Below are 22,630 nucleotides of genomic sequence, written 5' to 3'. Positions count from 1 at the left end.
CATGGCGCTGTTCATCCCGACCTCGGTCTGGACGGCACCGATCGGTGCCCGCGTGGCGCACCGCCTCTCCAAGCGACGGCTGGAGGTGGCGTTCGGGCTGTTCCTGCTGGCGGTGGCGGGGCGCTTCGTCTGGTCGCTGCTTCCTTGAAGAAGGGATGTCATGCTCGGGTCAGGCCTGAGCATGACGCTGCGGGTTGCTGGTTGCCGATCCCAGCCGCTCCGCCAACTCGGCCATGATCGCCCGGCGCTCCAATTCGCTGAGGCTCGCCCAGCGCGCGATCTCCTCCAGGGTGCGGCCGCAGCCCTCGCAGAGCCCGCTGGCCGAGTCGATCACGCAGATCTTCACGCAAGGGGTCGAAATTCCGCTCATCTGCCGCCCCATCCGAGCGCCAGCGCCAGCCCGAGATAGATCGCGATCTCGCCGAGCTGCTGCACGGCCCCGACGATGTCGCCGGTCTGGCCACCGATGAGCCGCCTGGCCAGCCGCCGCATCGCGGCGGCGGCGCCATGGGCCAGGCCGAGACCCACCACGACGCCGATGAGCGGCAGCTTCGCCGTTGCGGCGAGAGCGAGGGCCAGCACGGCGCTGATGAACAGCGCGAGAGATGCCGTCGCCGGGCTCGGTCTCCCCACTGCCGCCGACGCGCCATGGCTGCGCGCCGCCCCCTCGCGGGCGAGCAGCAGCAGGCCTTCCGAACGCGACCATGGCGCCGCCAACAGCAGGGAAGCCGCAGCGGCCCAGGGCCCGGCGCGGGTCGCGATCATCGCGATGAGGCTCGCCCGCAGCAGCAGCGACAGCCCGATGGCGATAGCGCCATAGGAGCCGACCCGGCTGTCCTTCATGATCTCCAGCCGGCGCTCCGGCGTCTGGCCGCCGAAGAGGCCGTCGACACTATCGGCCAGCCCGTCCTCATGGAAGGCGCCGGTCGTGAGCGCGAGCGCCGTCAGCCCCAGCGCCGCGGCCACGAGACCGTCGAGCCGGGCCAGCCCCGCCAGCAGCACAACGAGGGCGGCCGGCAGCGCGATGACGAGCGCCGCGAAGGGCATGGCGCGCGGCATCACCCGGAAATCCGGAAGCGCGTGAACATCGCTCTCGCCCGGCAGGCCCGGCACGGGCAGCCGCGACCAGAACCGCACGCAGATCGCGGTGGCGACGAGCCAGCCCGGCCAATAGGGCGCGGTGTCAGGCTCGGCGCTGCTGTCGGCCTCTGCCATCGTGGCGCGGCGCTCCCTCGATTGTCTTCCGGCGCCCGAGCCTATAGCAGCAGCGCCAACCGCGCCGCCATGCCCTCGTGACGGCGCCGCATCCGCGATGGAACGAGACATGGCCGCTTCGGGACTGCCCTTCGACGATATCCGCGAGCTGATCGCCGCCATGCCCGGCCCCGATATGGCCGCCGCCAATGCGGTGCGGGCGCGCGACGCCAATCTCACCAAGCCGGCGGGAAGCCTCGGCCGTATGGAGGAAATCGCCGAATGGCTGGCCGCCTGGCAGGGCAAGGCCCCTCCCGCGGTCAACCGGCCGCTGGTCTGCGTCTTCGCCGGCAATCACGGCGTGGTGGCGCAGGGCGTCTCGGCCTATCCGCAGAGCGTGACGCGCCAGATGCTCGAGAATTTCGCCGCCGGCGGCGCCGCCATCAACCAGATCTGCGCGGCCTACGATCTCGGCTTCAAGGTCTTCGATCTCGCGCTCGACCTGCCGACCGGCGATTTCACCCAAGGCGACGCGCTGGACGAGCGCGCCTGCGTCGCCACCATGGCCTTCGGCATGGAGGCGCTGGCCGGCGGCGCCGATCTGCTCTGCCTCGGCGAGATGGGCATCGGTAACACCACCTCGGCGGCCGCGATCTATGCGGCGCTTTATGGGGGGCCGGCGGCGCAGTGGTGCGGACGCGGCACGGGCCTCGACGATGCAGGCCTCGCGCGCAAGGTGGCGGCGGTGGAAGCGGGGCTGGAGCGGCACCGCGCCCATCTCAAGGACCCGCTCGAAGTGCTGCGCCGTCTCGGCGGGCGCGAGATCGCGGCGATCTGTGGCGCGATCATCGCAGCCCGCTCGCAGTGCATCCCGGTGGTCCTCGACGGCTATGTGGTCACGGCCGCCGCCGCGATCCTTCACGCAATCGACGCCTCGACCATCGACCATTGCATCGCCGGCCATCTCTCGGCCGAGGGCGCCCATGCGGAGGTGCTGGCCCGGCTCGGCAAGGTGCCGCTGCTGGCGCTGGACATGCGCCTCGGTGAGGCCTCCGGCGCCGCGCTCGCCGCCGGCCTCGTCAAGGCCGCCGCCGCGATTCATTCCGGCATGGCGACCTTCGAGCAGGCGCAGGTGGCGCGGAAGGATTGAAGCGCGCCGTCATGCTCGGGCTTGACCCGAGCATCTTGGAAACCAGTGCCTTATCGTCATGAGATTCTCGGGTCGAAGCTTCGCTTCGCCCGAGAATGATGCGCGCTACCCCGCATAATCCGTCTTCAACCCGGCCCGCTCGGCATGCCGCTCCAGCGCGAGCTCGATCAGCCGGGTGATCAGCGCCGGATAGGGCGTGCCGGAGGCCTCCATCATCTTGGGATACATGCTGATCGCGGTGAAGCCCGGCAGGGTGTTGATCTCGTTGAAGTAGAATTCGCCGCTGACGCGATCGAGGAAGAAATCGACGCGGGCGAAGCCGCTGCATTCGAGCGCCGTGAAGGCGGTGATCGCCAATTCCTGCAGGCGGCTCATCTGCGCAGGTTCGAGCTTCGCCGGCAGATCGACGGTGGCGCCGTCGGCGTCGAGATATTTCGCCTCATAGGAGTAGAATTCATGCTGCGGGCCAGCATTGAGTTCGCTCGCCAGGCTGGCGAAGGGCGGATCGCCGTCCAGCACCGCGACCTCGATCTCGCGCGCATCGACGCCCTGCTCGATCAGCACCTTGGTGTCGTAGGCGAAAGCGTCGTCGAGGGCAGCTCCGAGTTCCTCCCAGCTCTTGACCTTATGCACACCGACGCTGGAGCCCATATTGCAGGGCTTCACGAACACCGGCAGCGCCAGCGCCGCCTTCGCCGCGGCCGCAACGGCGGTGGGGTCGCGCCGATAATCGCGACGGCTCGCCACCAGGTAGGGCGCGATCGGCAGGCCGGCGAGGCCGGCGAGTCGCTTGGCGATGTCCTTGTGCATGCCGATGGCCGAGGCCATCACGGCCGAGCCGACATAGGCTGCGCCGGCCAGTTCCAGCAGGCCCTGCATCGCGCCATCCTCGCAGAGCGGGCCATGGATCACCGGGAAGACGACGTCGATCGCGGCGGCTTCGCCGTTCGCAGCGATCGGGGCCGCCGCCAGCGCGCCCTGCGCATCGGTCGCGAGCCGGATCTCCTGAGCATCCGCGAAGATCGGCAGGCTTTCGCTGTTGCTTTCGGCCAGCCGCCGCGGGTCCTGCAACTGCCAGCGCCCCTGCTTGTCGATGCTGATCGGCACGGGCTCGAAGCGGGCGCGGTCGAGATGGCGCAGCACCGAGGCGGCCGATTTCAGCGACACCTCATGCTCGCCGGATTTGCCGCCATAGAGCAACGCGACGCGGGTTTTCGTATTCATGGCGTGGGTCCGGTCGGGCGGTGGCAGAGCAGGGTTCAGGCGACGCGCCTGTTTGCGGGTTCCGGCAGCGCGGCGAGGGTTTCCATCACGCGCTCGGCCGGCAGGGTAACGGTGACTTCGGTACCCGCACGCGGCTTGGATTTGAGCATGAAGCCGCCGCCATGCAGATCGATCAGACCCTTGACGATCGGCAGGCCGAGGCCCGAACCCTGCTCGGCGGTCTTGATCGCCAGCGAGCCGCGCCCGAAGCTCTGCATCACGATCGGGATTTCGTTCTCGGGAATGCCCGGGCCGGTATCCGTGATGGTGACATATTGCCCGCCCGCGGCGGTCCAGCCGATCTTGATGGTGATCTCGCCGCCTTGGGGCGTGAACTTGATCGCGTTGGAGAGGATATTGAGCACCACCTGACGGATCGCGCGTTCATCGGCCCAGACGCGCGGCAGGTCCGGCTCCGCATATTGGCGGATCGCCTGCCCCTTGGCCTTGGAGCGCATGGCGAGCATGTGCCGGCACTCCTCCACCACGGCGATCAGCGACAGCGCCTCCTCGTTGAGTTCGTATTTGCCGGCCTCGATCCGCGACAGGTCGAGGATCTCGTTGATGAGATTGAGCAGATGCTGGCCGGAGCCATGGATATCGGCCGAATACTCCTTGTAGGCGGCATTGGCATGGGTGCCGAAGATCTCGTTCTTCATCACCTCGGAGAAGCCCAGGATGGCGTTGAGTGGGGTGCGCAACTCGTGGCTCATCGTCGCCAGGAAGCGCGATTTGGCGAGGTTGGCCTCCTCGGCCTTGCGGCGCGCCTCGTCGGAATTGGCGTTGGCGGTTTCCAGCTCCGCGATCAGCGCGTCCTTTTCGGCCCGAAAGCTCACCGTCGCGACCGAGCTCGCATAGAGCCGGTTGGCGAGGAAAATGAAGAAGAGCTGCGCCGCCACGGCCATCGTCGCCATGGTCATGCTGTCGATGTCGCGCCGCTCCCAGAAGAACAGCATGATCCCGATGAAGACCGGCGCGAGCCCCGCATAGACCGCCATCGGGATCGAAGAGGCGAGCATCACGGTCAGCGCGCTGACGATCAGCAGCGAGGTGGTCGCGAAGATCTTCGTGCCCGGCGCGTCGATATGCGCAAAGAGCAGCAGCAGCACTGCCCAGCAGCAGCCGTGAAAGCCCTCCGCGAGCGCAAACAGGCGCCGCCACAGCCGGATCTGCACCGTTTCCGGATTGCGCGAGAGATAGCGGCGCGACAGCATCACGATCAGCGTCCCGCTGGCGAGCACCAGCCCGCTCCAGGAGGCGACGAGATAGGCCGGCAGCCACAGGCAGGCGGCGGCGGCGATGCCGGCGACCAGCACGAGCGTGCCGACCGAGCCGGTGAGCCGGTATTGGGCAAAGCCCCGCAGGAGTTCGTTGTCGAAGGCGCGTTCCAGCCCGGTCGACGAAGTCAGCCGCTCGCGCACCGTCTTCACCTCGCGGGTGAGGGCCTTGCGCCGCGCCGCGGCGACCGGATCGGGTCCCCGTCCGCGTTGAATCTGTTCGGCCGTCACTTCCGGCATGATAGGAGATACGCATCCTCGTTCGGCCGCGCGGCGCGCTCGGTCGGCCCTTCATCATGGCCAGCGAAACGTTAATCTCTTCCTGATGCGGCGCTCCGTCTTCGGCCGATCCGGCCGCTCTCCTTCGGGCCAGGGCCCTTTCGGCTGGCGCCGCGTCGGTCGCTTCACCGACTTCGTCGTGGCGCTCGGCCTGCTCGGCTTCATCGCGCTCGCGGGTGCCGTGCTTCAGTTCCGCCTCGGTCCCGCGCGCAGCCTCTCCGGGCCGGCCCAGGCGATCGACGGCGACTCGATCCGCCTTCTGGGCGAGGAACTGCGGCTCGAGGGGCTCGACGCGCCCGAATATCGCCAGATCTGCCATGACGAGGCGGGGCGCGGTGTCGCCTGCGGCCAGCAAGCCCGGCGCGCGCTGCAGGGCATGCTGGCTCAGGGGCAGACGCGCTGCGAGATCGGCAAGAGCGATCGCTACGGGCGCGGCCTCGCCCGGTGCTGGCAGGGCGCGGACGAGATCAACGCCTGGCTGGTGCGTGAGGGACACGCCGTCGCCTATGGCGGCTATGCGGCCGAGGAAGCCCAGGCGCGCGCCGCGCGCCGCGGGCTGTGGGCCCTGTCCTTTGAGCGGCCCGAGGCCTGGCGCCGTGCCCATCCGCGCTGAGCAGCCGGGCGCCGCCATCCTCCGGTCACCGAAGCGGGTGAGATATCCGCAAAGGGGGGCGTGGCAGACGCAGGATTGACGCTTGGGCGCGCGTCGTGTCCGCTGCGCCGCGACAGGGAGACGGTGATGAAGCTTTATGACGGCGGGCGGGCGCCGAATCCGCGGCGCGTGCGGATCTTTTTCGCGGAGAAGGGCATCGACCTGCCTGAGTTGGTGCCCATCGACATCACCGCGAAAGAGCACAAGAGCGAAGCCTTCACCCGCCTCAACCCGGCCCAGCGCCTGCCTGTCCTGGTGCTGGACGACGGCACGGCGCTGGCCGAGACGATGGCGATCTGCCGCTATCTCGAAAGCCTGCACCCGCAACCGGCCCTGTTCGGGCAGGACGCCAAGGCCCAGGCCCTGATCGAGATGTGGAACCGGCGGGTTGAGCTCGGCCTCTTCGCCGCCGTGGCGGCGATCTTCCGCCACGGCCACCCGTCGATGGCCGAGCTGGAAGACCAGGTGCCCGAATGGGCGCAGGCCAACCGCGACAGCCTCGACGACCATCTCTGGCTGCTGGAGCTGCAGCTGGCCTCGAACCCCTTCCTCTGCGGCGAAACCTTCAGCGTCGCGGACATCACAGCCGCCATCGCCATCGATTTCATGAAGCCGGCGCGCGTTCAGCTGCCGGAGGATTTCGTTCATATCCGCCGTTGGCACGGCGAGATCGCCGCCCGCCCTAGCTGGACGGCCTGATGAGACTCGTCTTGCGCCTCGCGGCGGCTTTTTTCGGCTGTCTCCTCGCGGCCGGCGCGGCGGCGCCCGTTGCCGTGGCGGCCGAGCGGCTGACGGGCGAGCAGATCCAGCGCGCCTTCGAGGGCAATACCGTCTCGGGCCGCTACACCAACGGCGGCTTCTTCACCGAATATCACGCCCCCGACGGGCGCGCCCTCGGCCATAATGGCTGGCAGCCGAACACGGATGCCTGCTGGATCACCAAGCCCGAGGGCATCTGCTATTACTACGGTCCGCCCGAGAACCGGACGGTCCACTGCTTCACAGTCGAGACCAGCGGCGAGCTTTATGTGCTGCGCAATCTCGGCAACGGGCTGGTGAATGCGCTGGCGCGGATCGAGCGCGGCAACCCGCGCAACCACACCGACAACGGCACGCCCTGGTATTGCGACGGGCTGATCTCGCGTGCCCCCGCCCCGCCGATGAGCCGCAGGCTGGCCCGGTGGTGAGAAGGATGCTGCGCCTGGCCGCGATGGCCCTCGTCCTGCTCGGCGCCTCGCCGTCTGGTGCGGCCGAGCGGCTCACCGGCGAGCAGATCCGCCAGGCTTTCGAGGGCAACACCGTCACTGGGCTCTATTCCGGCAGCAACCTGCCCTTCAGCGAGTTTCACCACCCGGACGGTCGCGCCAGCGGGCATAACCGGAACCTGCCGAACAGCGACGCCTGCTGGATCACGACTGACGACGCCGTCTGCTATTATTACGGCCCGCCCGAAACCCGGCGGACCTACTGCTTCACCATCGAGCGCAGCGGCTCGCTCTATGTCATCCGCAGCCGGCCGAGCGGGCGGATCAACGGGCTCGCCCGCATCGAGCCCGGGGATCCGCATGGCTATGCCGACAAGGCTGCCTGGGCCTGCGACGGCTTGATCTCGCAGGCGCCGATGAGCCGCCGGCTCGCGCGCCGATGAGCGCCGGCGAGACCCTCGACGATCTGCTCCACGAGTTGCGCGCTTGCCGCGTCTGCCGCGATGCGCCGCGCTATTTGCCGCCGATGCCGCATCAACCGCGGCCAGTGATCCAGGCGGGCGCGACCGCACGGCTCTGCATCGCAAGCCAGGCGCCGGGCACCCGCGTGCATGCCAGCGGCAGGCCGTTCACCGACGCTTCCGGTAACCGGCTGCGCGACTGGCTCGGGCTCGACAGCGAAACCTTCTACGATCCCGCCCGTGTCGCCATCGTGCCGATGGGCCATTGCTTTCCGGGGCAGGACGCCAAGGGCGGCGATCTGCCGCCACGGCGCGAATGTGCGCCGATCTGGCGAGAGCGGGTCTTCGCGGCTCTGCCGCGCATCGAACTCGTGCTCGCCATCGGGCGCTATGCCCAGAGCTGGCATCTGGGACCCAAGGAAGCCGCGAACCTCTCGGCGACCGTCGCCGACTGGCGCGCCATCCTGGCACGCCCCGGCCTGCCGCGCGTGCTGCCGATGCCGCATCCCTCCTGGCGCAACAACGCCTGGCTCAGGCGTCATCCCTGGTTCGAAGAGGAGCTGATCCCGGTTCTGCGGCAGGAGGTGGCCCGCCTCGTCCGGTAAGCCTCAATAGCGGAAGGGCGAGGACGAATTCAGGTTGCGGTCGATGCCGCCACGCACGGCGATTACCGAGCGCATCGGCCCCAGCGCCGTGTCGGTGCGGCTTTCCAGATAGACCATGCCGTCGGTGCGCTGGCCGTAGCCGCTATGGGAGCTCTTGCCGAATTCGGCCCGCACGCCGCCGCCGAGCCGCACGCAGGTGCTGGACCCTTCGATGCGGACATAGCCGGCGCCATATTCCGGGCAGGGGCGGGCGCCCTTCGCCGTCTGAGGCGCGGGTCGGCTATAGGGCTCGCGCGGCTGCGCCTGGCCGGGCAGCGGCTCGCCGATGGTCTGCGCGAAAGCGGCGCAGGGCAGGCAGGCGGCAAGCAGAGCGAGGCTGAAGCGGCGCATGACGAAATCCCGTGACGGCGAAGCCTCGATGCCCGCTCGAAATGGCTGAATCAAGGCTCAGAATAGGCTGATCCGGTCGCTTGGGAAAGAGCGGCACCCGTAAGCCCCGCCTCGAAACGAAAGAAGCCCGGCGAAAGCCGGGCTTCTCTGTCTTGACGCACGGGGCCGTGGTCTCAGCGGGCGCGGGTGCGCACCTGGAACACGTCGAAGGAGAGTTCAGCGACCTGCCACCACAGATATTCGTCCGAGCGGAACGAGGCCATCGCCTCGATCGCTTTCTTGAAGTCCGGGTTCTTGGCCGAGATCTCGGCATAGAGCTCGTTGGAGGCCTTCAGCGAAGCCTCCATCACGTCCTGCGGGAAGGGGCGCAGCTGGGTGCCGGCGGCCACGAGGCGCTTCAGCGCCGGCGGGTTCACCACATCGTATTTCGCCGCCATCTGCGTGTTGGCATAGGTGCAGGCCGCCGTCAGCGCCGCCTGATAGGCCTTGGGCAGCGCGTTCCACTTCTCCAGATTGACGAAGGCGTGGACGGTCGGGCCACCTTCCCAGAAGCCCGGGTAATAGTAGAAGGGCGCAACCTTGGCGAAACCGAGCTTCTCGTCGTCATAGGGGCCGACCCACTCGGCCCCGTCGATCGTGCCCTTTTCCAGCGCCGGATAGATATCGCCGCCGCCGATCTGCTGTGGCACGACGCCGAGCTTGCTCAGCACGGAGCCGGCGATACCGCCGATGCGCATCTTCAGGCCCTGGAGATCGGCGACGTTCTTGATTTCCTTGCGGAACCAGCCGCCCATCTGCGCGCCCGTGTTGCCGCAGGGCAGGCCGTAGATGTTGAACTTCTTGTAGAACTCGTTGAACAGCTCGTTGCCGCCGTTCTGGTAGAGCCAGGCATTCTGCTGGCGGGCGTTGAGGCCGAACGGCACCGATGCGGCGACCGCGAAGGTCGGGTCCTTGCCGACATAGTAATAGGACACCGTGTGGCACATCTCGACCGTGCCGTTGGTCACCGCATCGGCCGCCTGGAGGGCCGGCACGATTTCGCCTGCGGCGAAGACCTGGATCTGGAACTTCCCGTCGGTCAGCTCCGAGACCATCTTGGCCATCACCTCGGCGCCGCCATAGATCGTGTCCAGCGACTTCGGGAAGGAGGAGGCGAGACGCCACTTCACCTCGGGGCTCGACTGCGCGACGGCGGGCATGGCGACGGCGGTGGCCGCGGCGGCACCGGCGGCCGCGGTCTGGATAAACTGGCGACGCTTCATGGGGGACATCTCCTCGCAAACGCTCCCGGTTCGCCGGGCTTATGACCTACGACGGCGGCACATGCCGCACATGCGCCGGAGTTCTAGCCAATGGCTGCATGAATCGCGAGGCCTTTCAAGTTTTTGGCCTGAGACTTTCGGCTAAGCAGGCCTCCCGCGAGGCCCGCGCGAGGACGCGCCCGGCATGGGTTGGCGAAGCGCGGCCGGCCTGCTTTAAGGGCGGCATGATCGAGACCGAAAGACTGATCCTGCGTCGGCCGGAACTGGGCGACCTCGATGCGGTCCACGCCATGCGCTCGGATCCGCAGGTGGTCCGCTTCATCGGCGGCAAGCCGATCACGCGCGAGGAGGCCTGGCATCGCCTGACCCGCAGCGCCGGCAACTGGGCGCTGCTGGGCTACGGCATGTTCGCCGTCGTCGAGAAGGCGGGCGGCGGCCTCATGGGGGAAGTCGGGCTGATGCAGGCCTGTCGCGACCTCGGGCCTGATTTCGATCCCTATCCCGAAGCCGGCTGGGCGCTCGCGAAAGCCGCACAGGGCAAGGGCTACGCGACCGAGGCCGGGCAGGCCGCCCTCGACTGGTTCGATCGCAGCTTCGGCCGAAAGCGCAGCGTCTGCATCATCGACCCCGGCAACACGGCTTCGCTGGGCGTCGCCGCCAAGCTGGGCTACAGCCCCTTCGGCAGCACCGTCTACCACGAGAAGACGCTGACCATGCTCGAGCGTCTGCCGGGCTGAACGCAGCAAAGGAAGAGCGATGGACCAGGACAAGCTCGCGACACTCAGGGCGCGCTATGCCGACGCCAGCGGCGCCGACATTCATGATCCGCATTTCGCCAGGGTCGCCGCCGACCAGTTCAAGGGCGACAAGCGCAAATGGCCCTTTTCCGACGTGGCGACCTTCATGGGCGCGCCCTATCGACCGGACGCGCTCGGCCAGCCGGGTCTCGGCGGGCTCGATGTCGCGATTATCGGCCTGCCGATGGACCTGGGGGTGACCAACCGCGCCGGCACGCGGCTGGGCCCGCGCGCCGTCCGGGCGATCGAGCGCATCGGCCCGATGGACCATGTGCTCGGCACCGCCCCGCTGGGCATGGTGAAGGCCGCGGATATCGGTGATGTGCCCTTCCGTTCGCGCTATTCGCTGGAAAGCTGCCATCAGGACATCGAGGCGACCTTCCGCACCATCGTCGAGGCGGGCGTCTCGCCGCTGGCGGTGGGCGGCGACCACTCCATCACCTATCCGATTCTGAAGGCGGTCGGTGCGAAGCGGCCGCTCGGCATGGTGCATATCGACGCCCATTGCGACACCTCCGGCCCCTACGAGGGCTCGAAATTCCATCATGGCGGCCCGTTCCGCCAGGCCGTGCTCGATGGCGTGCTCGATCCCGAGCGCGTGATCCAGATCGGCATTCGCGGCGGCGCCGAATATCTCTGGGAGTTCTCCTACGAGTCCGGCATGACCGTGATCCACGCCAACGAGGTCGACGAGCTCGGCATCGAGGCGGTGATCGCCAGGGCTCTCGCCGTCATCGGCGACGGGCCGACCTATGTCTCCTTCGATGTCGATTCGCTTGATCCCGCCTTCGCTCCCGGTACCGGCACCCCCGAGATCGGCGGACTGACGCCGCGCGAGGCGCTGGCGATCCTGCGCGGCCTCAAGGGCGCCGACATCGTCGCGGCGGATGTTGTCGAGGTGGCGCCGCAATACGATGCCACGAGCAACACCGCCCATTGTGCCGCGCAGGTGCTCTTCACCGAGCTGTGCCTGATCGCCGAGGCGCGCGCCGCAGGAAAAGGAAAGCCATGACGACCCCGAACTCCGCCAAGCTGCCTTCCAGCGTCGCTCGCCTCCTGCGCGCCGCGCTGCTGGGCGGGCTCTGCCTCGCCGGGACCGCGGCCCGCGCCGAGGTGCCCGTCAACGGCGCGAATTATTCCGATGCCGCGGTCGAGGCCGTCGAGAGCCTGATGCGGGTCGAGCGCAAGAGCGGCCTGCCGCGCCTGTCGGACAAGGTCGACGGCAAGATCATCGAGGACGCCTGGAACGAGGCGGCGATCCTGGGCACGCCGCCCTATGGCGCCAACGACCTCCAGCAGCTGCTGCGGATCGTGCAGAGGCAGTCGCGCCTGCTGCAGGCCTACACGCTCTATGCGCCCAACCGGGGCAAACCCGATATCGCGCGCAACGCCGCCGAATATCAGGACGAGATCTCGCGCTCGCAGGCCTTCCTGATCAAGGCTGCGGCCGCTTCGCTCGAGGCCATCGCCGACTTCATGTCGCAGTTGCCGCCCGACGCGAAGACCGAGGCGCGGCTCCAGGGCGTACGTCAGATGCGCCTCGGCCTTCAGGAGATCGTCAGCGGCATGGCGCTCGGCTTGCGCAGTCCCGCGCTGTCGGAAGCCAACCAGATCCTGCTCGCCAAGGCCCTCTCTGACAGCGCGCCGCGGATCATCGCCGGGCTTTCGCCCGAGGACCGCAATGCGCTTGTGGCGAATCTGAAGGCCGCCCAGCCGGCGCTGAAGCCCGCCGCGCAGAAGCCGATCGCGGACGTCATCGCCGCCGCCGGCAGCGCCCCCTGCGAGGATCTCTGCGCGGTGAAGTGACGCCGGTCAGCGCTTCGTCGCCAGCCAGATCACATGCCGGGCTCCCCGCCCGGTGCGGCTGGCGCGAACGCTGAGCTCTTCCGTGCCGAAACCGGCCGCCTTCAGCCGCCGGGTGAAGCCATGGTCCGGCCCCGAAGACCAGACGGCCAGCACGCCGCCCGGCCTGAGCGCGGCCTTCGCCGCCGCAAGGCCCGTCGCCCCGTAGAGCCTGTCGTTGCTCGCGACCGTCAGCCCCTCCGGGCCGTTGTCGACATCGAGCAGGATCGCATCGTAACGACCGCCGCCATTGCCGATCACCGCAGCCACATCCGCGATCGACATCGTCACGCGCGGATCGTCGAGGCAGCCGGCGAAGACAGGCGCCATTGCGCCGCGCGCCCAGTCTGCCACCGGCGGCATCAGCTCCGCCACCTCCACCGCCGCGTCCTCTCGCAAGGCAGCGAGAGCGGCCCGCAGCGTGAACCCCATGCCCAGCCCGCCGATGAGCAGGGTGGGGCGCGTGCGCCCCGCCAGCCGCTCGCAGACGAGGCCGGCCAGAGCCTCCTCCGAGCCGCTGAGCCGGCTGTTCATCAATTCGTTGCTGCCGAGCATGATTGAGAATTCGCTACCCCGCTGCTTCAGGCGCAAGGTGCCGCTGCCATCCGGCAGAGGGGCGGTGTCGAGAACGGTCCAGGGCAGCATGGCGGATCCTTCGGCTGGCCGCTTATACCGCCGCGGCGTCGTCAGGACAGGGGCAAGCTGCGTTTCATGCAGACGCGGCATGGAGCGCGCCGCTGGCGCGGCTTGATCCGGCGCAAACGGCGTGGCAATTTTGATGCGATGCAGCAACAGGCTGCCGTTCCCCGCGAAAGCCCCGATTTCATGACCCTCGCCGCGCCCGACCGCAGCCTGGACGACCCCGTTCCGCACGCGAAATCCGCATCCCCGGTGATGGTCCTCTTCGCGCTGGCGATGGGCGGCTTCGCGATCGGCACCACCGAATTCGCCTCGATGAGCCTGCTGCCCTATTTCTCCGTCGGGCTCGGCATCGACGAGCCGACGGCCGGCCATGTCATCAGCATCTATGCGCTGGGTGTGGTCGTCGGCGCGCCTCTGATCGCCGTGCTGGCCGCGCGCCTCTCGCGGCGCACGCTGCTGATCGCGCTGATGAGTGTCTTCGCCCTCGGCAACGGCCTCAGCGCCCTGGCGCCGAGCTATCACTGGATGCTGGCCTTCCGATTCCTCAGCGGTTTGCCGCATGGCGCCTATTTCGGCGTCGCGGCGCTGGTGGCGGCCTCGCTGGCCACACCGAACCGCCGGGCCCAGGCGGTGGCGCGGGTCATGACGGGTCTGACCGTCGCGACCGTCGTCGGCGTTCCCCTCGCGAGCTGGACCGGGCAGGTTCTCGGCTGGCGTAGCGGCTTCGCCATCGTCGCCGGGCTCGCTTTGCTTACAGTCACGCTGATCGTGCTCTACGCGCCGCGCGACACCGTCCAGCCGGGGGCGAGCCCGCTGCGCGAACTGGGCGCCCTGAAGCGCCGGCAGGTCTGGCTGACGCTCGCCATCGGCGCAATCGGTTTCGGCGGCCTCTTCGCCGTCTATACCTATGTTGCCTCGACCCTGATGGCCGTGACGCAAGTGTCTGCGGCCGTCGTGCCGATGGTTCTTGCCGTGCTCGGCCTCGGATTGACGGTGGGCACGCTCGTTGCCGGCTGGGCGGCCGACCGAGCGCAGATGCCCTCCGCTGGCCTGATGCTGCTCTGGAGCGCGCTCTGGCTCGCAGCCTTCCCCTTCGCCGCCGGCAACATCTGGGCGGTGACCCTCGTGATCTTCATGATCGGTGCCGGCGGCGGCCTGGGCGCCATCCTGCAGACGCGCCTGATGGATGTCGCCGGCGAGGCGCAGACACTTGCGGCGGCGCTGCACCACAGCGCCTTCAACATCGCCAATGCGCTCGGCCCTCGGCTGGGCGGCATGGCGATCGCGGCCGGCTATGGCTGGACCTCGACCGGCTGGGTCGGTGCGGCCCTCGCGCTGGGCGGGCTGGCGATCTGGGCGCTGGCCGTGCTGGACCAGAGGGCTTCCCGGCGCGGCTGAGCGGCAGGTCGGCGCTGCCGGTTCTTTCATCGTTGACCGGTCACAAATGCTGCATTCGTCCCCCTTGCGGCCCGCGCGAAACTGCGCCCAATCTGTAGGCACCGGGTCGGTCGGGCCGTTTCAGAAGATCCCGTCCGCCCCGAACCCTGCGGGAGGCACCATGAAGAGTTTTGTTCGTTTCATCGCGGCGGCTGCGTTCACAGCGGCCGGCGCCGCCGGCGCGCTGGCCCAGGCTCCTGACTGGAAGGAGATCCGGATCGGGACCGAAGGCGCCTATCCGCCCTTCAACAACCTCAACGCGAAGAAGGAGCTCGAAGGCTTCGAGATCGACTACGCGAACATGCTCTGCGAGAAGATGAAGGTGAAATGCACCTGGGTGGTGCAGGATTGGGACGGTATCATCCCGGCGCTGCTCTCCAAGAAATACGACATCATCATCGCCGGCATGAACGCCACCGACGAGCGCAAGAAGCGCGTTGACTTCACCGCCGTCTATACCCGCACCCCGATCTGGGCGATCGGCGCGAAGAACGCCTCGACCGATCTGTCGCCGGCCGCTCTCAAGGGCAAGGCGATCGGCGTGCAGGGCTCGACCGTGCATTCGAACTATGCCGAGAAGGTCTACAAGGCCTCGACCATCCGTCCCTACCCGACGCAGGAAGAGGCCAATCTCGATCTGCTCAACGGCCGCCTCGACTATATCATCGCCGACTCGCTTTCGCTCGAGGATTTCCTCAACGGCAAGGGCAAGGATTGCTGCGCCAAGGTCGGCGAGATCACCCGTGACCCGGCGATCCATGGGCCCGGCGTCGCCGGTGCTGTGCGCAAGGAAGACACGGCCCTGCGTGACAAGTTCAGCGCTGCGATCGAGGAATCGATCAAGGACGGCTCGCACAAGAAGATCGCGGACAAGTACTTCAAGATCCCGATCCTCTGATTGAGCTTCCCCCCCCGGCCGGCGCCGATCCGCGCGCCGGCCGCCATTCTCCCTCTGTCGAGGGCTCGAGCTCATGACCGATAAATTCGCGCTGCTGGGGTTCGGCCCGGGCGGCTGGGGTTTCGCCTTGCTGCAAGGCGCCGGCATCACCATCGCGATTGCGCTGGCGACGCTGCCATTCGGACTCGCGCTCGGGCTCGCCATCGCGCTCTGCAAGCGCGCCGACAGTGCGATCCTGCGGGCCTTTGCCACGGTCTACACCACGGTCTTTCGCGGCGTTCCCGAGCTTCTGACGCTCTACATCATCTATTTCGGCCTTCCGATCCTGCTTCAGCAGCTGTTCGCATTGCTGGGTGTCGATGCCTCCGTCGCGATCCCGCCTTTCATCGCCGGCATGGTCGCGCTCGGCATGGTTCTGGCCGCCTTCTCCAGCGAGGTCTGGGTCGGCGCCCTCAACGCCATCCACAAAGGCCAGCGCGAGGCCGCCGCCGCGCTCGGCCTTTCGAAGGGACAGGCTTTCCGCCTCGTCGTGCTGCCGCAATTGCTGCGCGTGGCGCTGCCGGGCCTCGGCAACAACTGGATGGTGCTGCTGAAGGAGACCTCTCTGGTTTCCGTCATTACCCTGCCGGATATCATGTTCATCACCACCCGCGCCAATGTCGTGACCAAGGAGCCCTTCCTGTTCTTCGGCGCGGCGATGGCGATCTATCTCGTCTTCTCCCTGATCTCGGCCTGGGGCGTCGGCCGGCTGGAGGCGCGCAGCAATCGCGGTTTCGCCGCCTTCGGAGGCGCGACGCGATGAACTGGTGCGAGTATCCCGGCTTCTGGATCGGCAGCGAATCCCTGCAGAACTATGGCTGCCGCATGGCTGGCGGGCTCTGGGTCACTTTTGAGCTGGTCGCCTGGTCGGTCACGATCGGCTTCGCCGTCGCGCTGCTTCTGGCGGTGGGCCGGCTCTACGGGCCGGGCTGGCTGCGCGGCTTCATCGCCGGATACACCACCTTCTTTCGCGGCACGCCGCTGCTCTGCCAGCTGTTCCTGGTCTATTACGGCCTCGGCCAGTTCCGCCTGTTCTGGCAGGATCTCGGCCTGTGGTGGTTCTTCCGCGAGCCATTCTATTGCGCGCTGCTCACCTTCACGGTGAACACCGCCGCCTATCAGGCCGAGATTCTGCGCGGCGCCATCCAGTCCATCCCGCGCGGCCAGTTCGAGGGCGCGCTGTCGCTCGGCCTGCATCGCTGGGCGACGCTGCGGCTGGTCATCATGCCGCAGGCGATGATCCTGGCTCTGCGCCCGCTCGGCAACGAGTTGATCGTGATGATCAAGTCGAGCGCCGTCGCCTCGCTGGTGACGCTCTTCGATCTCATGGGCGCGACCCGCTTCGCCTTCGCCCGCTCGTTCGATCTGTCGCTCTATCTCTATGCCGCGCTGATCTATCTCGTGCTGGTCGAGATCGTCCGCCGCATCTGGGACAGGTTGGAATTGCGGCTGACCCGGCACATGGCGCTGCGCTGACCGAGGGCCTCGGCCTGTCGGTCTGGCTCCGTGCTCCGATGGTGGTTCCCGACATGCGTCTGGTGCGCTAAAGCGGGCTGCCTCAAGGAAGCATCAGGGAGCATCTCATGGCCAAAGTCGCGTTCATCGGTCTCGGCGTCATGGGTTTCCCGATGGCGGGGCACCTGAAGGCCAAGGGCGGCCATCAGGTCACCGTCTACAACCGCAACCCGACGAAGGCTCAAGGATGGGTCTCGCAGCATGGCGGCCTCTCGGCCCCGACGCCGGCCGATGCCGCCCGCGGCCAGGAGTTCGTCTTCGCCTGCGTCGGCAATGACGACGATCTGCGCTCGGTGACGATCGGCGAGAACGGCGCCTTCGCCGGCATGGAGAAAGGCGCGGTCTTCGTCGACCACACCACCGCCTCCGCCAATGTCGCGCGCGAGCTCGCCGATGCGGCGTTGGCCGGCGGCTTCGGCTTCGTCGATGCGCCGGTCTCGGGCGGGCAGGCCGGTGCCGAGAACGGGGTGCTGACCGTGATGTGCGGCGGAGAGGCCGAGGCTTACGCTCGCGCCGAGCCGGTGATCGCCGCCTATGCGCGCATGTGCAAGCTGATGGGCCCGGCCGGCTCCGGCCAGCTCACCAAGATGGTCAACCAGATCTGCATCGCCGGCCTCGTCCAGGCCCTGTCGGAAGGCGTGCATTTCGCCAAGCGCGCCGGGCTTGATGTCGAGGCCATGCTGGAAGTGATCTCGAAGGGCGCCGCCGGCTCCTGGCAGATGGAGAACCGCGGCAAGACGATGAACCAGAACAAGTTCGATTTCGGCTTTGCCGTCGACTGGATGCGCAAGGACCTCGGCATCGTGCTCGACGAGGCCCGCCGCAATGGCGCGCAGCTGCCGGTCACCGCCCTCGTCGACCAGTTCTATGCCGAGGTGCAGAAGCTGGGCGGTCGCCGCTGGGATACGTCCAGCCTGATCGCGCGCCTCGAAGACTGAAGGCGCTATTCCGGCGCGGGCTTGAGCACCGAATCCGGCTTCACCCGCTGCCGGTGCATCGTGTAGAGCCCGCTGCCGACGATCAGCGCCATGCCGCCGAAGGCGATCGCGTCGGGCAGATCGCCCCAGACGAGATAGCCCAGCGCCGCCGCGATCACGATCACCGAATATCGGTATTGCGAAACGACGCCGACATCGGTGCGGCGGAAGGCGCTGATGATGCAGAAGCTGCCGCCCGTGACGAGCAGCGAGGCAAGCAGGACATAGACGCTTTCCAGCCGCCAGACGGGGTGCCACTCTTCGGTGAGGCCGAAGCCCGCGCCGATGACCCCGACCAGCACCGTGGTCGTCAGCGCCACCACGGTGGAGGGCACCTGGGGCCCGATCATCCGCGTGGCGAGGTCGCGGCCGGCGGTGAAGACGGTGCTGATCAGCGCGACGATCGCGCCGATGCCGAAGCTCTCGGCGCCCGGGCGGACCACCACCAGCACGCCCGCGAAGCCGACCAGAAGTGCGAGCGTGCGACGCCACCCGACGCTCTCGACCCTGAACAGCACCGCCAGCACCACGATCATGAGCGGGGAAGCCATGTTGATCGCGGTGATCGTTGCCAGCGGCAGCAGCCCCAGCGACCAACCGAAGAGCAGGGCGCTCAGCGATTCCAGCAGTCCGCGCAGCAACACCCGCGGCTGGATCGCCATCCCGATCCGATCCTGCTCCCCCACGGCGAAGATCAGCGCCACGCCGATGACGATGGCGACGACCGCGCGCAGCGCGAGCGCCTGGCCGGGCGGATAGACCTCCCGCGCCAGCTTCATGAAGGCGTCGTTGCAGACGAAGAGCGTCATGGCCGTGAGCATGAACAGAATGCCCCGGCGATTATCGGCAGCACTGGCCAAGGAGAGGCTCCTCAGCTCGCCGGGGCGCCGAGGCGCGACAGGGAGAACCGCGACAGATCGAAGGGCGACGGGACATCGCTCGCCAGATCGGCGAGGATTTCCCCGATCGCGCTGGCGAATTTGAAGCCATGGCCCGAGCAGCAGGAGGCGAACAGCGCCTGCGGCACGCCCGGCACCGCGTCGATCACGAAATCCTCGTCGGGCGTCACCGTATACACGCATCCCTTCAGCGTCAGCGGATCGCCGGCGGCATCGGGCAGGTAGCGGGCGAGGCATTCGCGGATCAGCCTGACCTGCAGCGCGCTCGGCGTGCGGTCCGGCTCGCGCGGGTCCATCGGCTCGCGGGCGAAATGCGGCCCGCCGAGCTTGAAGCCCGGATGCTCGTAGAGCGGGAAGCCGTAGAAGCTGCCCTCCTCGACATGGAGGATGAAGACCGGGAAGGCCCCTTCGCGGAACAGCTCCGGCCGACGGGTCGTGAACCAGCCGATCGCCTGCTTCACCGTGCTGACCTTCCGCCCCAGCTCGGGCACTGCATCCGCGATCCAGCCACCGGAGGTGATCACCAGCCTGCCGGCCGAATAGGTGCCGCGCTCGGTGCGGACGGTGACACCGCCATCGGCGGTCGGCGCCCAGTCGAGCAGCGGCTCGTTGGTGCGGATTTCGGCGCCATGGGCCTGTGCCAGACCGACATGGGCATAGATCGCCTTTTCGGATGCGACGAAGCCGCCATCGGGTTGCCACAGGCCGAGATGGCCCTCGGGCAGCCGAAAGCCAGGGAAGCGGCGCATGATCTCGTCCCGCTCCAGCACCTCGTGAACGAGCCCGTGGTCGAGGCAGGATTGCAGCGAGGCTTCGACCGGCCCGCCATCGCGCGGCGCCAGATCGAGCGAGCCGGTGACGTGAAGCAGCTTCAGCCCCGCCTTTTCGCCGGTTTCCCGCCAGAGCTCATGCGCGCGGCGCACGATCGGCACGTAATGGGAGCCCTCGAAATAGGCGAGCCGGATGATGCGGCTGAGACCATGGGACGAGCCCATGGCGTGGCCGAGTTCGAACCGCTCCAGCCCGAGCACCTTGAGCCCTCGCCGGGCCAGATGCCAGCAGGCGGCGGAGCCCATGGCGCCGACGCCGGCGACGATCACGTCATAGCTGTGCTGGGTCATGACAGGAGGGTCCCGCGCATCGGTGAGAGCCAGCCATACAAAGCCGGGAGAGCCCGGTCCATCGCGGTGGATGCAAGGCCGCCTCGCAACCGTGGGGAAGCTTTTGTTAACCCCGCCGGGCCATAAGCTGACGGGTGACGCTGGGGAGTTCGAGGCTTCATGCAGGGCGTGCTCCGCCGCATTCTGGGCGGTCGTAACAGTGTCGAGACGGTGGTCGATCCGGCCATCGCCATGCGTGCGCGGGAGGCTGCCGAAGCGGCGGCCGGGGCCGAGATCCAGGCTGCCGACGCGGCGAGGCTCCAGGCCATCGACGTGATCGAAGGCGAGATTCTCGCCGCCATGCGCAAGCTGCTCGACGAACTGGCCGAAGCCGGCAGCGCGTCGTCCGATTTCGAGACCGGGTGCCGCAGTATCCTCGACGATGCCGCCAGCATGCGGACCGCCATCGGAGCGGCGAGCCGCAACGCTTCGTCGCTCGCGGCGGTGAGCCAGCAGGTGTCGCAGGCGGCGGAAGAGGTCGACGGCGCGCTCGTCGATGTCCGTGCCAAGCTCGATTCCGCCGTCGCGCGCGCCGGGGAGGCCGCCTTCATGCTCGACGGGCTGGGCGACGCCACCCGCGAGATCCGGGGGATGGTCGACTCCATCGCCGAGATCGCCCGCCAGACCAATCTGTTGGCCCTCAACGCGGCCATCGAGGCGGCGCGCGCCGGCGAGGCCGGCCGCGGCTTCGGCGTGGTCGCCCATGAGGTCAAGTCGCTGTCGGTCGAGGTCGGCAAGGCGGCCGATAACATCCGCAGCCGGGTCGACCGCCTGACCCAGGCCGCAGCCGGCTCCACGGAGATCGTCCACGACGCGCTGGAGATGGTGCGCGAGGTCAATCCGATGATGGGCGTCATCGGGGGAGCGTCCGAGAAGCAGGCTTCCACCACCGCGGAGCTGACCCGCAATGCCCGCGAGGCCGCGAATTTCGTGGAGCGCGTGGCGCAGCGCGCAAGCGAGATCGACCATGTCGCGCAGGCCACGGTCGCCGGCAGCGCGCAGGTGCGCCGCGCCACGGCCAAGGGCGTGCGCATCGCCGGCAGCATGCTGCGGCGCTTCAAGCCGGCGCTGCGCCACAATCCCTTCGCCGACCGGCGCCGTTTCGACCGCTTCCCGCTGACCCGCCATGCCCGCCTCAGCTTCTCCGGCGGCGAGATCCAAAGCGAGATCGTGGATATCAGCCGTGGCGGAGCCCTGGTCTCTGCCATGCCGGAGGCGATGCGCTGGACGGGAAATGACGGGGTCCTCACCATCGAGGGACTGCCGCCCTTGCCGTGCCGGCTGGCTGCAAAGAGCGAATCGGGGCTGCATGTCGCCTTCTCGCCCGAGGCTGCCGCCGGCAGCGAAGCTCTGGCGCGCGCCATCGAGGATATCGAGCGGCAATATCGCCCGATGATCGAGCGGGCGCAGGATTTTGCACGCGAGGTGGCGGATGCGATGGAAGCCGCTCTCGGCCGGCACCTGCTCACCGAGACGGAGCTGTTCGAGACGAGCTACCGGCCGATCAACGATGGCGAACCGCGCCTGTTCGCCACGCCGAGCCTCGTTGCGCTCGAAGCGGTGCTGCCGCCGGTGCTGGATCGGATGCGGGCCAGCGATCCGCGCCTGGCCTTCGCCGTGGCGGGAGATCGCAACGGCTATGTTCCCGTGCACCATGCGGATTATTCGCTGCCGCTGCGTTCCGACGATCCGGAATGGAGCATGGTCCATGTCCAGAACCGCCGGCTCTATGACAGCCGGGAGGCGATCAGCGCCGGGCGTTCGCTGCGCCCGTTCCTGATCCAGCGCTTGCGTACGGACCTCGGACGCGGCGAGGAGGTGCTCAGCGAGGTCGACGCCCCGGTCCGTCTGCGCGGCCGGCATTGGGGCGGCGTGCGGATGGCCTATCGCCTGTGACGGGCGCCGGCGCGCTCAGAGCCGGTCCCATTCCACCTTGATGGCGAGCTTGTCGAAGGCCTGACGCCACAGCGTCGCCGCCTGTTCGAGCCGCGTCGGCTCGTAGACGCCTTGCACCTGGTGGACGCTCAGCGACCAGCTGCCGGCTCCTGAGCTCTGCCAAGTCTTCCCGAGCACCTGACGCAGCTTGTCCGGGTCACGCACGCCCGGTCCGGTGCCGAACACGGTGAACTGCCCGGAATTCTGCAGCATGTCCGAGACCAGCACGAGCTTGCGTTCGCCCTCGGCGACGCGATTCTCGCGCCGCGACACCACATCGCCGATCGCCTCGATGATCGGGGACTGGTTGCCCTTGGCCGGCTGCAACAGCACCTTCAGCGCCTCGTCGAGCGGGCGCCCGAACTTCTCGACCCATTTGACGTATTCGCGGCGCGGATTGCCGATCAGCTCGCTCGCCGTCCGGCCTGGATTGCACAGCGAGACGAGAGCCGGGAAGCCGGGCTCGAACACGTCGTTGAAGACATAGATCGACAGCAGGCGGTCGGCGGGCAATGTCTCGCCGATCTGCTTGACCAGCGTCTTCAGCCGGCCGGCCTGCACCTCGCTCCACGGATCGGTCTTGTCGACGAGAATGAGCGTCTGCCCGATCGGGCCCGTCTTGGGGCAGAGCGTCTCCTGGTCGCGCGGCGGCCCGCGCAGCAGCGAGGGGGCGGCGAAGAAGCCCACCAGGGCGACGCCGGCGAGGGCGGAGGCGACGATCGCCCAGTTTTCGGTCTTCATCGCGAGGAGC

Annotated in this window: 25 protein-coding genes; 15 read left to right on the top strand and 10 right to left on the bottom strand. The window is 68.1% G+C overall.

From position 1 onward, the window contains the following. Positions 1-169 precede the first annotated feature (169 nt). On the bottom strand, positions 170-370 hold the full coding sequence (locus ACOJTB_RS01905) for a DUF1289 domain-containing protein (protein WP_420100824.1): 201 nt from the start codon (positions 368-370) through the stop codon (positions 170-172). Next, a complete protein-coding gene (locus ACOJTB_RS01900) occupies positions 367-1,215 on the bottom strand; it encodes an adenosylcobinamide-GDP ribazoletransferase (protein ID WP_420100823.1) in 849 nt (282 codons plus the stop codon). Before ACOJTB_RS01900 ends, ACOJTB_RS01905 begins: the two co-directional genes overlap by 4 nt. 109 nt (positions 1,216-1,324) lie before the next feature. On the opposite strand from ACOJTB_RS01900, the gene cobT reads away from it, so the two are divergent. Further along, a complete protein-coding gene (cobT, locus tag ACOJTB_RS01895) occupies positions 1,325-2,344 on the top strand; it encodes a nicotinate-nucleotide--dimethylbenzimidazole phosphoribosyltransferase (protein ID WP_420100822.1) in 1,020 nt (339 codons plus the stop codon). A 105-nt stretch (positions 2,345-2,449) separates the two neighbouring features. Here cobT and ACOJTB_RS01890 read toward each other — a convergent pair whose 3' ends face one another. Further along, positions 2,450-3,568 (bottom strand): D-alanine--D-alanine ligase family protein, encoded by a 1,119-nt coding sequence (locus ACOJTB_RS01890; protein ID WP_420100821.1) that lies wholly within the window; start codon positions 3,566-3,568, stop codon positions 2,450-2,452. Positions 3,569-3,603: 35 nt separating this feature from the next. Further along, the gene (locus tag ACOJTB_RS01885; protein ID WP_420100820.1) at positions 3,604-5,124 is read right to left on the bottom strand and encodes an ATP-binding protein; all 1,521 of its coding nucleotides are present in this window, start codon (positions 5,122-5,124) and stop codon (positions 3,604-3,606) included. Between the two features lie 85 nt (positions 5,125-5,209). On the opposite strand from ACOJTB_RS01885, the gene ACOJTB_RS01880 reads away from it, so the two are divergent. The 5 genes from ACOJTB_RS01880 to ACOJTB_RS01860 all read left to right on the top strand — a co-directional run bounded on the left by ACOJTB_RS01880 (position 5,210) and on the right by ACOJTB_RS01860 (position 8,086). Continuing rightward, positions 5,210-5,776 (top strand): thermonuclease family protein, encoded by a 567-nt coding sequence (locus tag ACOJTB_RS01880; RefSeq protein WP_420100819.1) that lies wholly within the window; start codon positions 5,210-5,212, stop codon positions 5,774-5,776. Between the two features lie 126 nt (positions 5,777-5,902). Further along, the gene (locus ACOJTB_RS01875; protein WP_420100818.1) at positions 5,903-6,514 is read left to right on the top strand and encodes a glutathione S-transferase family protein; all 612 of its coding nucleotides are present in this window, start codon (positions 5,903-5,905) and stop codon (positions 6,512-6,514) included. Further along, positions 6,514-7,002, top strand: coding sequence for a hypothetical protein (locus ACOJTB_RS01870; RefSeq protein WP_420100817.1), 489 nt, complete (start codon positions 6,514-6,516; stop codon positions 7,000-7,002). Before ACOJTB_RS01875 ends, ACOJTB_RS01870 begins: the two co-directional genes overlap by 1 nt. 5 nt (positions 7,003-7,007) lie before the next feature. After that, positions 7,008-7,463 (top strand): hypothetical protein, encoded by a 456-nt coding sequence (locus ACOJTB_RS01865; protein ID WP_420100816.1) that lies wholly within the window; start codon positions 7,008-7,010, stop codon positions 7,461-7,463. Then, on the top strand, positions 7,460-8,086 hold the full coding sequence (locus ACOJTB_RS01860; protein ID WP_420100815.1) for a uracil-DNA glycosylase family protein: 627 nt from the start codon (positions 7,460-7,462) through the stop codon (positions 8,084-8,086). Before ACOJTB_RS01865 ends, ACOJTB_RS01860 begins: the two co-directional genes overlap by 4 nt. 3 nt (positions 8,087-8,089) lie before the next feature. On the opposite strand, the gene ACOJTB_RS01855 is transcribed toward ACOJTB_RS01860, so the two are convergent. Both ACOJTB_RS01855 and ACOJTB_RS01850 read right to left on the bottom strand, forming a co-directional pair. Beyond that, the gene (locus ACOJTB_RS01855; RefSeq protein WP_420100814.1) at positions 8,090-8,476 is read right to left on the bottom strand and encodes a porin; all 387 of its coding nucleotides are present in this window, start codon (positions 8,474-8,476) and stop codon (positions 8,090-8,092) included. Between the two features lie 173 nt (positions 8,477-8,649). Next, positions 8,650-9,738 (bottom strand): TRAP transporter substrate-binding protein, encoded by a 1,089-nt coding sequence (locus ACOJTB_RS01850; RefSeq protein WP_420100813.1) that lies wholly within the window; start codon positions 9,736-9,738, stop codon positions 8,650-8,652. A gap of 224 nt (positions 9,739-9,962) precedes the next feature. On the opposite strand from ACOJTB_RS01850, the gene ACOJTB_RS01845 reads away from it, so the two are divergent. From ACOJTB_RS01845 to ACOJTB_RS01835, 3 genes are read left to right on the top strand one after another with little or no spacing between them, the layout of a single operon-like run. Further along, positions 9,963-10,475 (top strand): GNAT family N-acetyltransferase, encoded by a 513-nt coding sequence (locus ACOJTB_RS01845; protein WP_420100812.1) that lies wholly within the window; start codon positions 9,963-9,965, stop codon positions 10,473-10,475. A gap of 19 nt (positions 10,476-10,494) precedes the next feature. Next, a complete protein-coding gene (speB, locus tag ACOJTB_RS01840; RefSeq protein ID WP_420100811.1) occupies positions 10,495-11,547 on the top strand; it encodes an agmatinase in 1,053 nt (350 codons plus the stop codon). Beyond that, positions 11,544-12,341: a hypothetical protein gene (locus tag ACOJTB_RS01835; protein ID WP_420100810.1), complete on the top strand. Its 798-nt coding sequence runs from the start codon at positions 11,544-11,546 to the stop codon at positions 12,339-12,341. The genes speB and ACOJTB_RS01835 overlap by 4 nt, the downstream gene beginning before the upstream one ends. A 6-nt stretch (positions 12,342-12,347) precedes the next feature. Here the strand turns inward: ACOJTB_RS01835 and ACOJTB_RS01830 are convergent, their stop codons facing one another. After that, a complete protein-coding gene (locus ACOJTB_RS01830) occupies positions 12,348-13,022 on the bottom strand; it encodes a polyamine aminopropyltransferase (RefSeq protein ID WP_420100809.1) in 675 nt (224 codons plus the stop codon). Between the two features lie 180 nt (positions 13,023-13,202). Between ACOJTB_RS01830 and ACOJTB_RS01825 the strand changes: the two genes are divergently transcribed. The 5 genes from ACOJTB_RS01825 to ACOJTB_RS01805 all read left to right on the top strand — a co-directional run bounded on the left by ACOJTB_RS01825 (position 13,203) and on the right by ACOJTB_RS01805 (position 17,846). Next, positions 13,203-14,417, top strand: coding sequence for an MFS transporter (locus ACOJTB_RS01825; protein ID WP_420100808.1), 1,215 nt, complete (start codon positions 13,203-13,205; stop codon positions 14,415-14,417). 160 nt (positions 14,418-14,577) lie between these two features. After that, positions 14,578-15,354: a transporter substrate-binding domain-containing protein gene (locus ACOJTB_RS01820; RefSeq protein WP_420100807.1), complete on the top strand. Its 777-nt coding sequence runs from the start codon at positions 14,578-14,580 to the stop codon at positions 15,352-15,354. 73 nt (positions 15,355-15,427) lie between these two features. Continuing rightward, the gene (locus tag ACOJTB_RS01815; RefSeq protein WP_420100806.1) at positions 15,428-16,156 is read left to right on the top strand and encodes an ABC transporter permease; all 729 of its coding nucleotides are present in this window, start codon (positions 15,428-15,430) and stop codon (positions 16,154-16,156) included. Beyond that, the gene (locus tag ACOJTB_RS01810) at positions 16,153-16,869 is read left to right on the top strand and encodes an ABC transporter permease (RefSeq protein ID WP_420100805.1); all 717 of its coding nucleotides are present in this window, start codon (positions 16,153-16,155) and stop codon (positions 16,867-16,869) included. Before ACOJTB_RS01815 ends, ACOJTB_RS01810 begins: the two co-directional genes overlap by 4 nt. A 107-nt stretch (positions 16,870-16,976) precedes the next feature. Next, positions 16,977-17,846 (top strand): NAD(P)-dependent oxidoreductase, encoded by an 870-nt coding sequence (locus ACOJTB_RS01805; RefSeq protein WP_420100804.1) that lies wholly within the window; start codon positions 16,977-16,979, stop codon positions 17,844-17,846. A 5-nt stretch (positions 17,847-17,851) separates the two neighbouring features. Here the strand turns inward: ACOJTB_RS01805 and ACOJTB_RS01800 are convergent, their stop codons facing one another. Both ACOJTB_RS01800 and solA read right to left on the bottom strand, forming a co-directional pair. Further along, entirely contained in the window at positions 17,852-18,745 is an 894-nt protein-coding gene (locus tag ACOJTB_RS01800; protein ID WP_420100803.1) for a DMT family transporter, read from the bottom strand. A gap of 11 nt (positions 18,746-18,756) precedes the next feature. Then, positions 18,757-19,905 (bottom strand): N-methyl-L-tryptophan oxidase, encoded by a 1,149-nt coding sequence (solA, locus tag ACOJTB_RS01795; protein WP_420100802.1) that lies wholly within the window; start codon positions 19,903-19,905, stop codon positions 18,757-18,759. Positions 19,906-20,064: 159 nt separating this feature from the next. Between solA and ACOJTB_RS01790 the strand changes: the two genes are divergently transcribed. Next, on the top strand, positions 20,065-21,840 hold the full coding sequence (locus ACOJTB_RS01790; RefSeq protein WP_420100801.1) for a methyl-accepting chemotaxis protein: 1,776 nt from the start codon (positions 20,065-20,067) through the stop codon (positions 21,838-21,840). Between the two features lie 15 nt (positions 21,841-21,855). Here the strand turns inward: ACOJTB_RS01790 and ACOJTB_RS01785 are convergent, their stop codons facing one another. Beyond that, positions 21,856-22,620 (bottom strand): hypothetical protein, encoded by a 765-nt coding sequence (locus ACOJTB_RS01785; RefSeq protein ID WP_420100800.1) that lies wholly within the window; start codon positions 22,618-22,620, stop codon positions 21,856-21,858. Between the last annotated feature and the right edge of the window lie 10 nt (positions 22,621-22,630).

This window comes from Allobosea sp., assembly GCF_048595345.1.
Classification (GTDB): domain Bacteria; phylum Pseudomonadota; class Alphaproteobacteria; order Rhizobiales; family Beijerinckiaceae; genus Allobosea.
The sequence above is the reverse complement of the archived record's forward strand: the minus strand, read 5'-3'. Positions and strand labels throughout refer to the sequence as shown.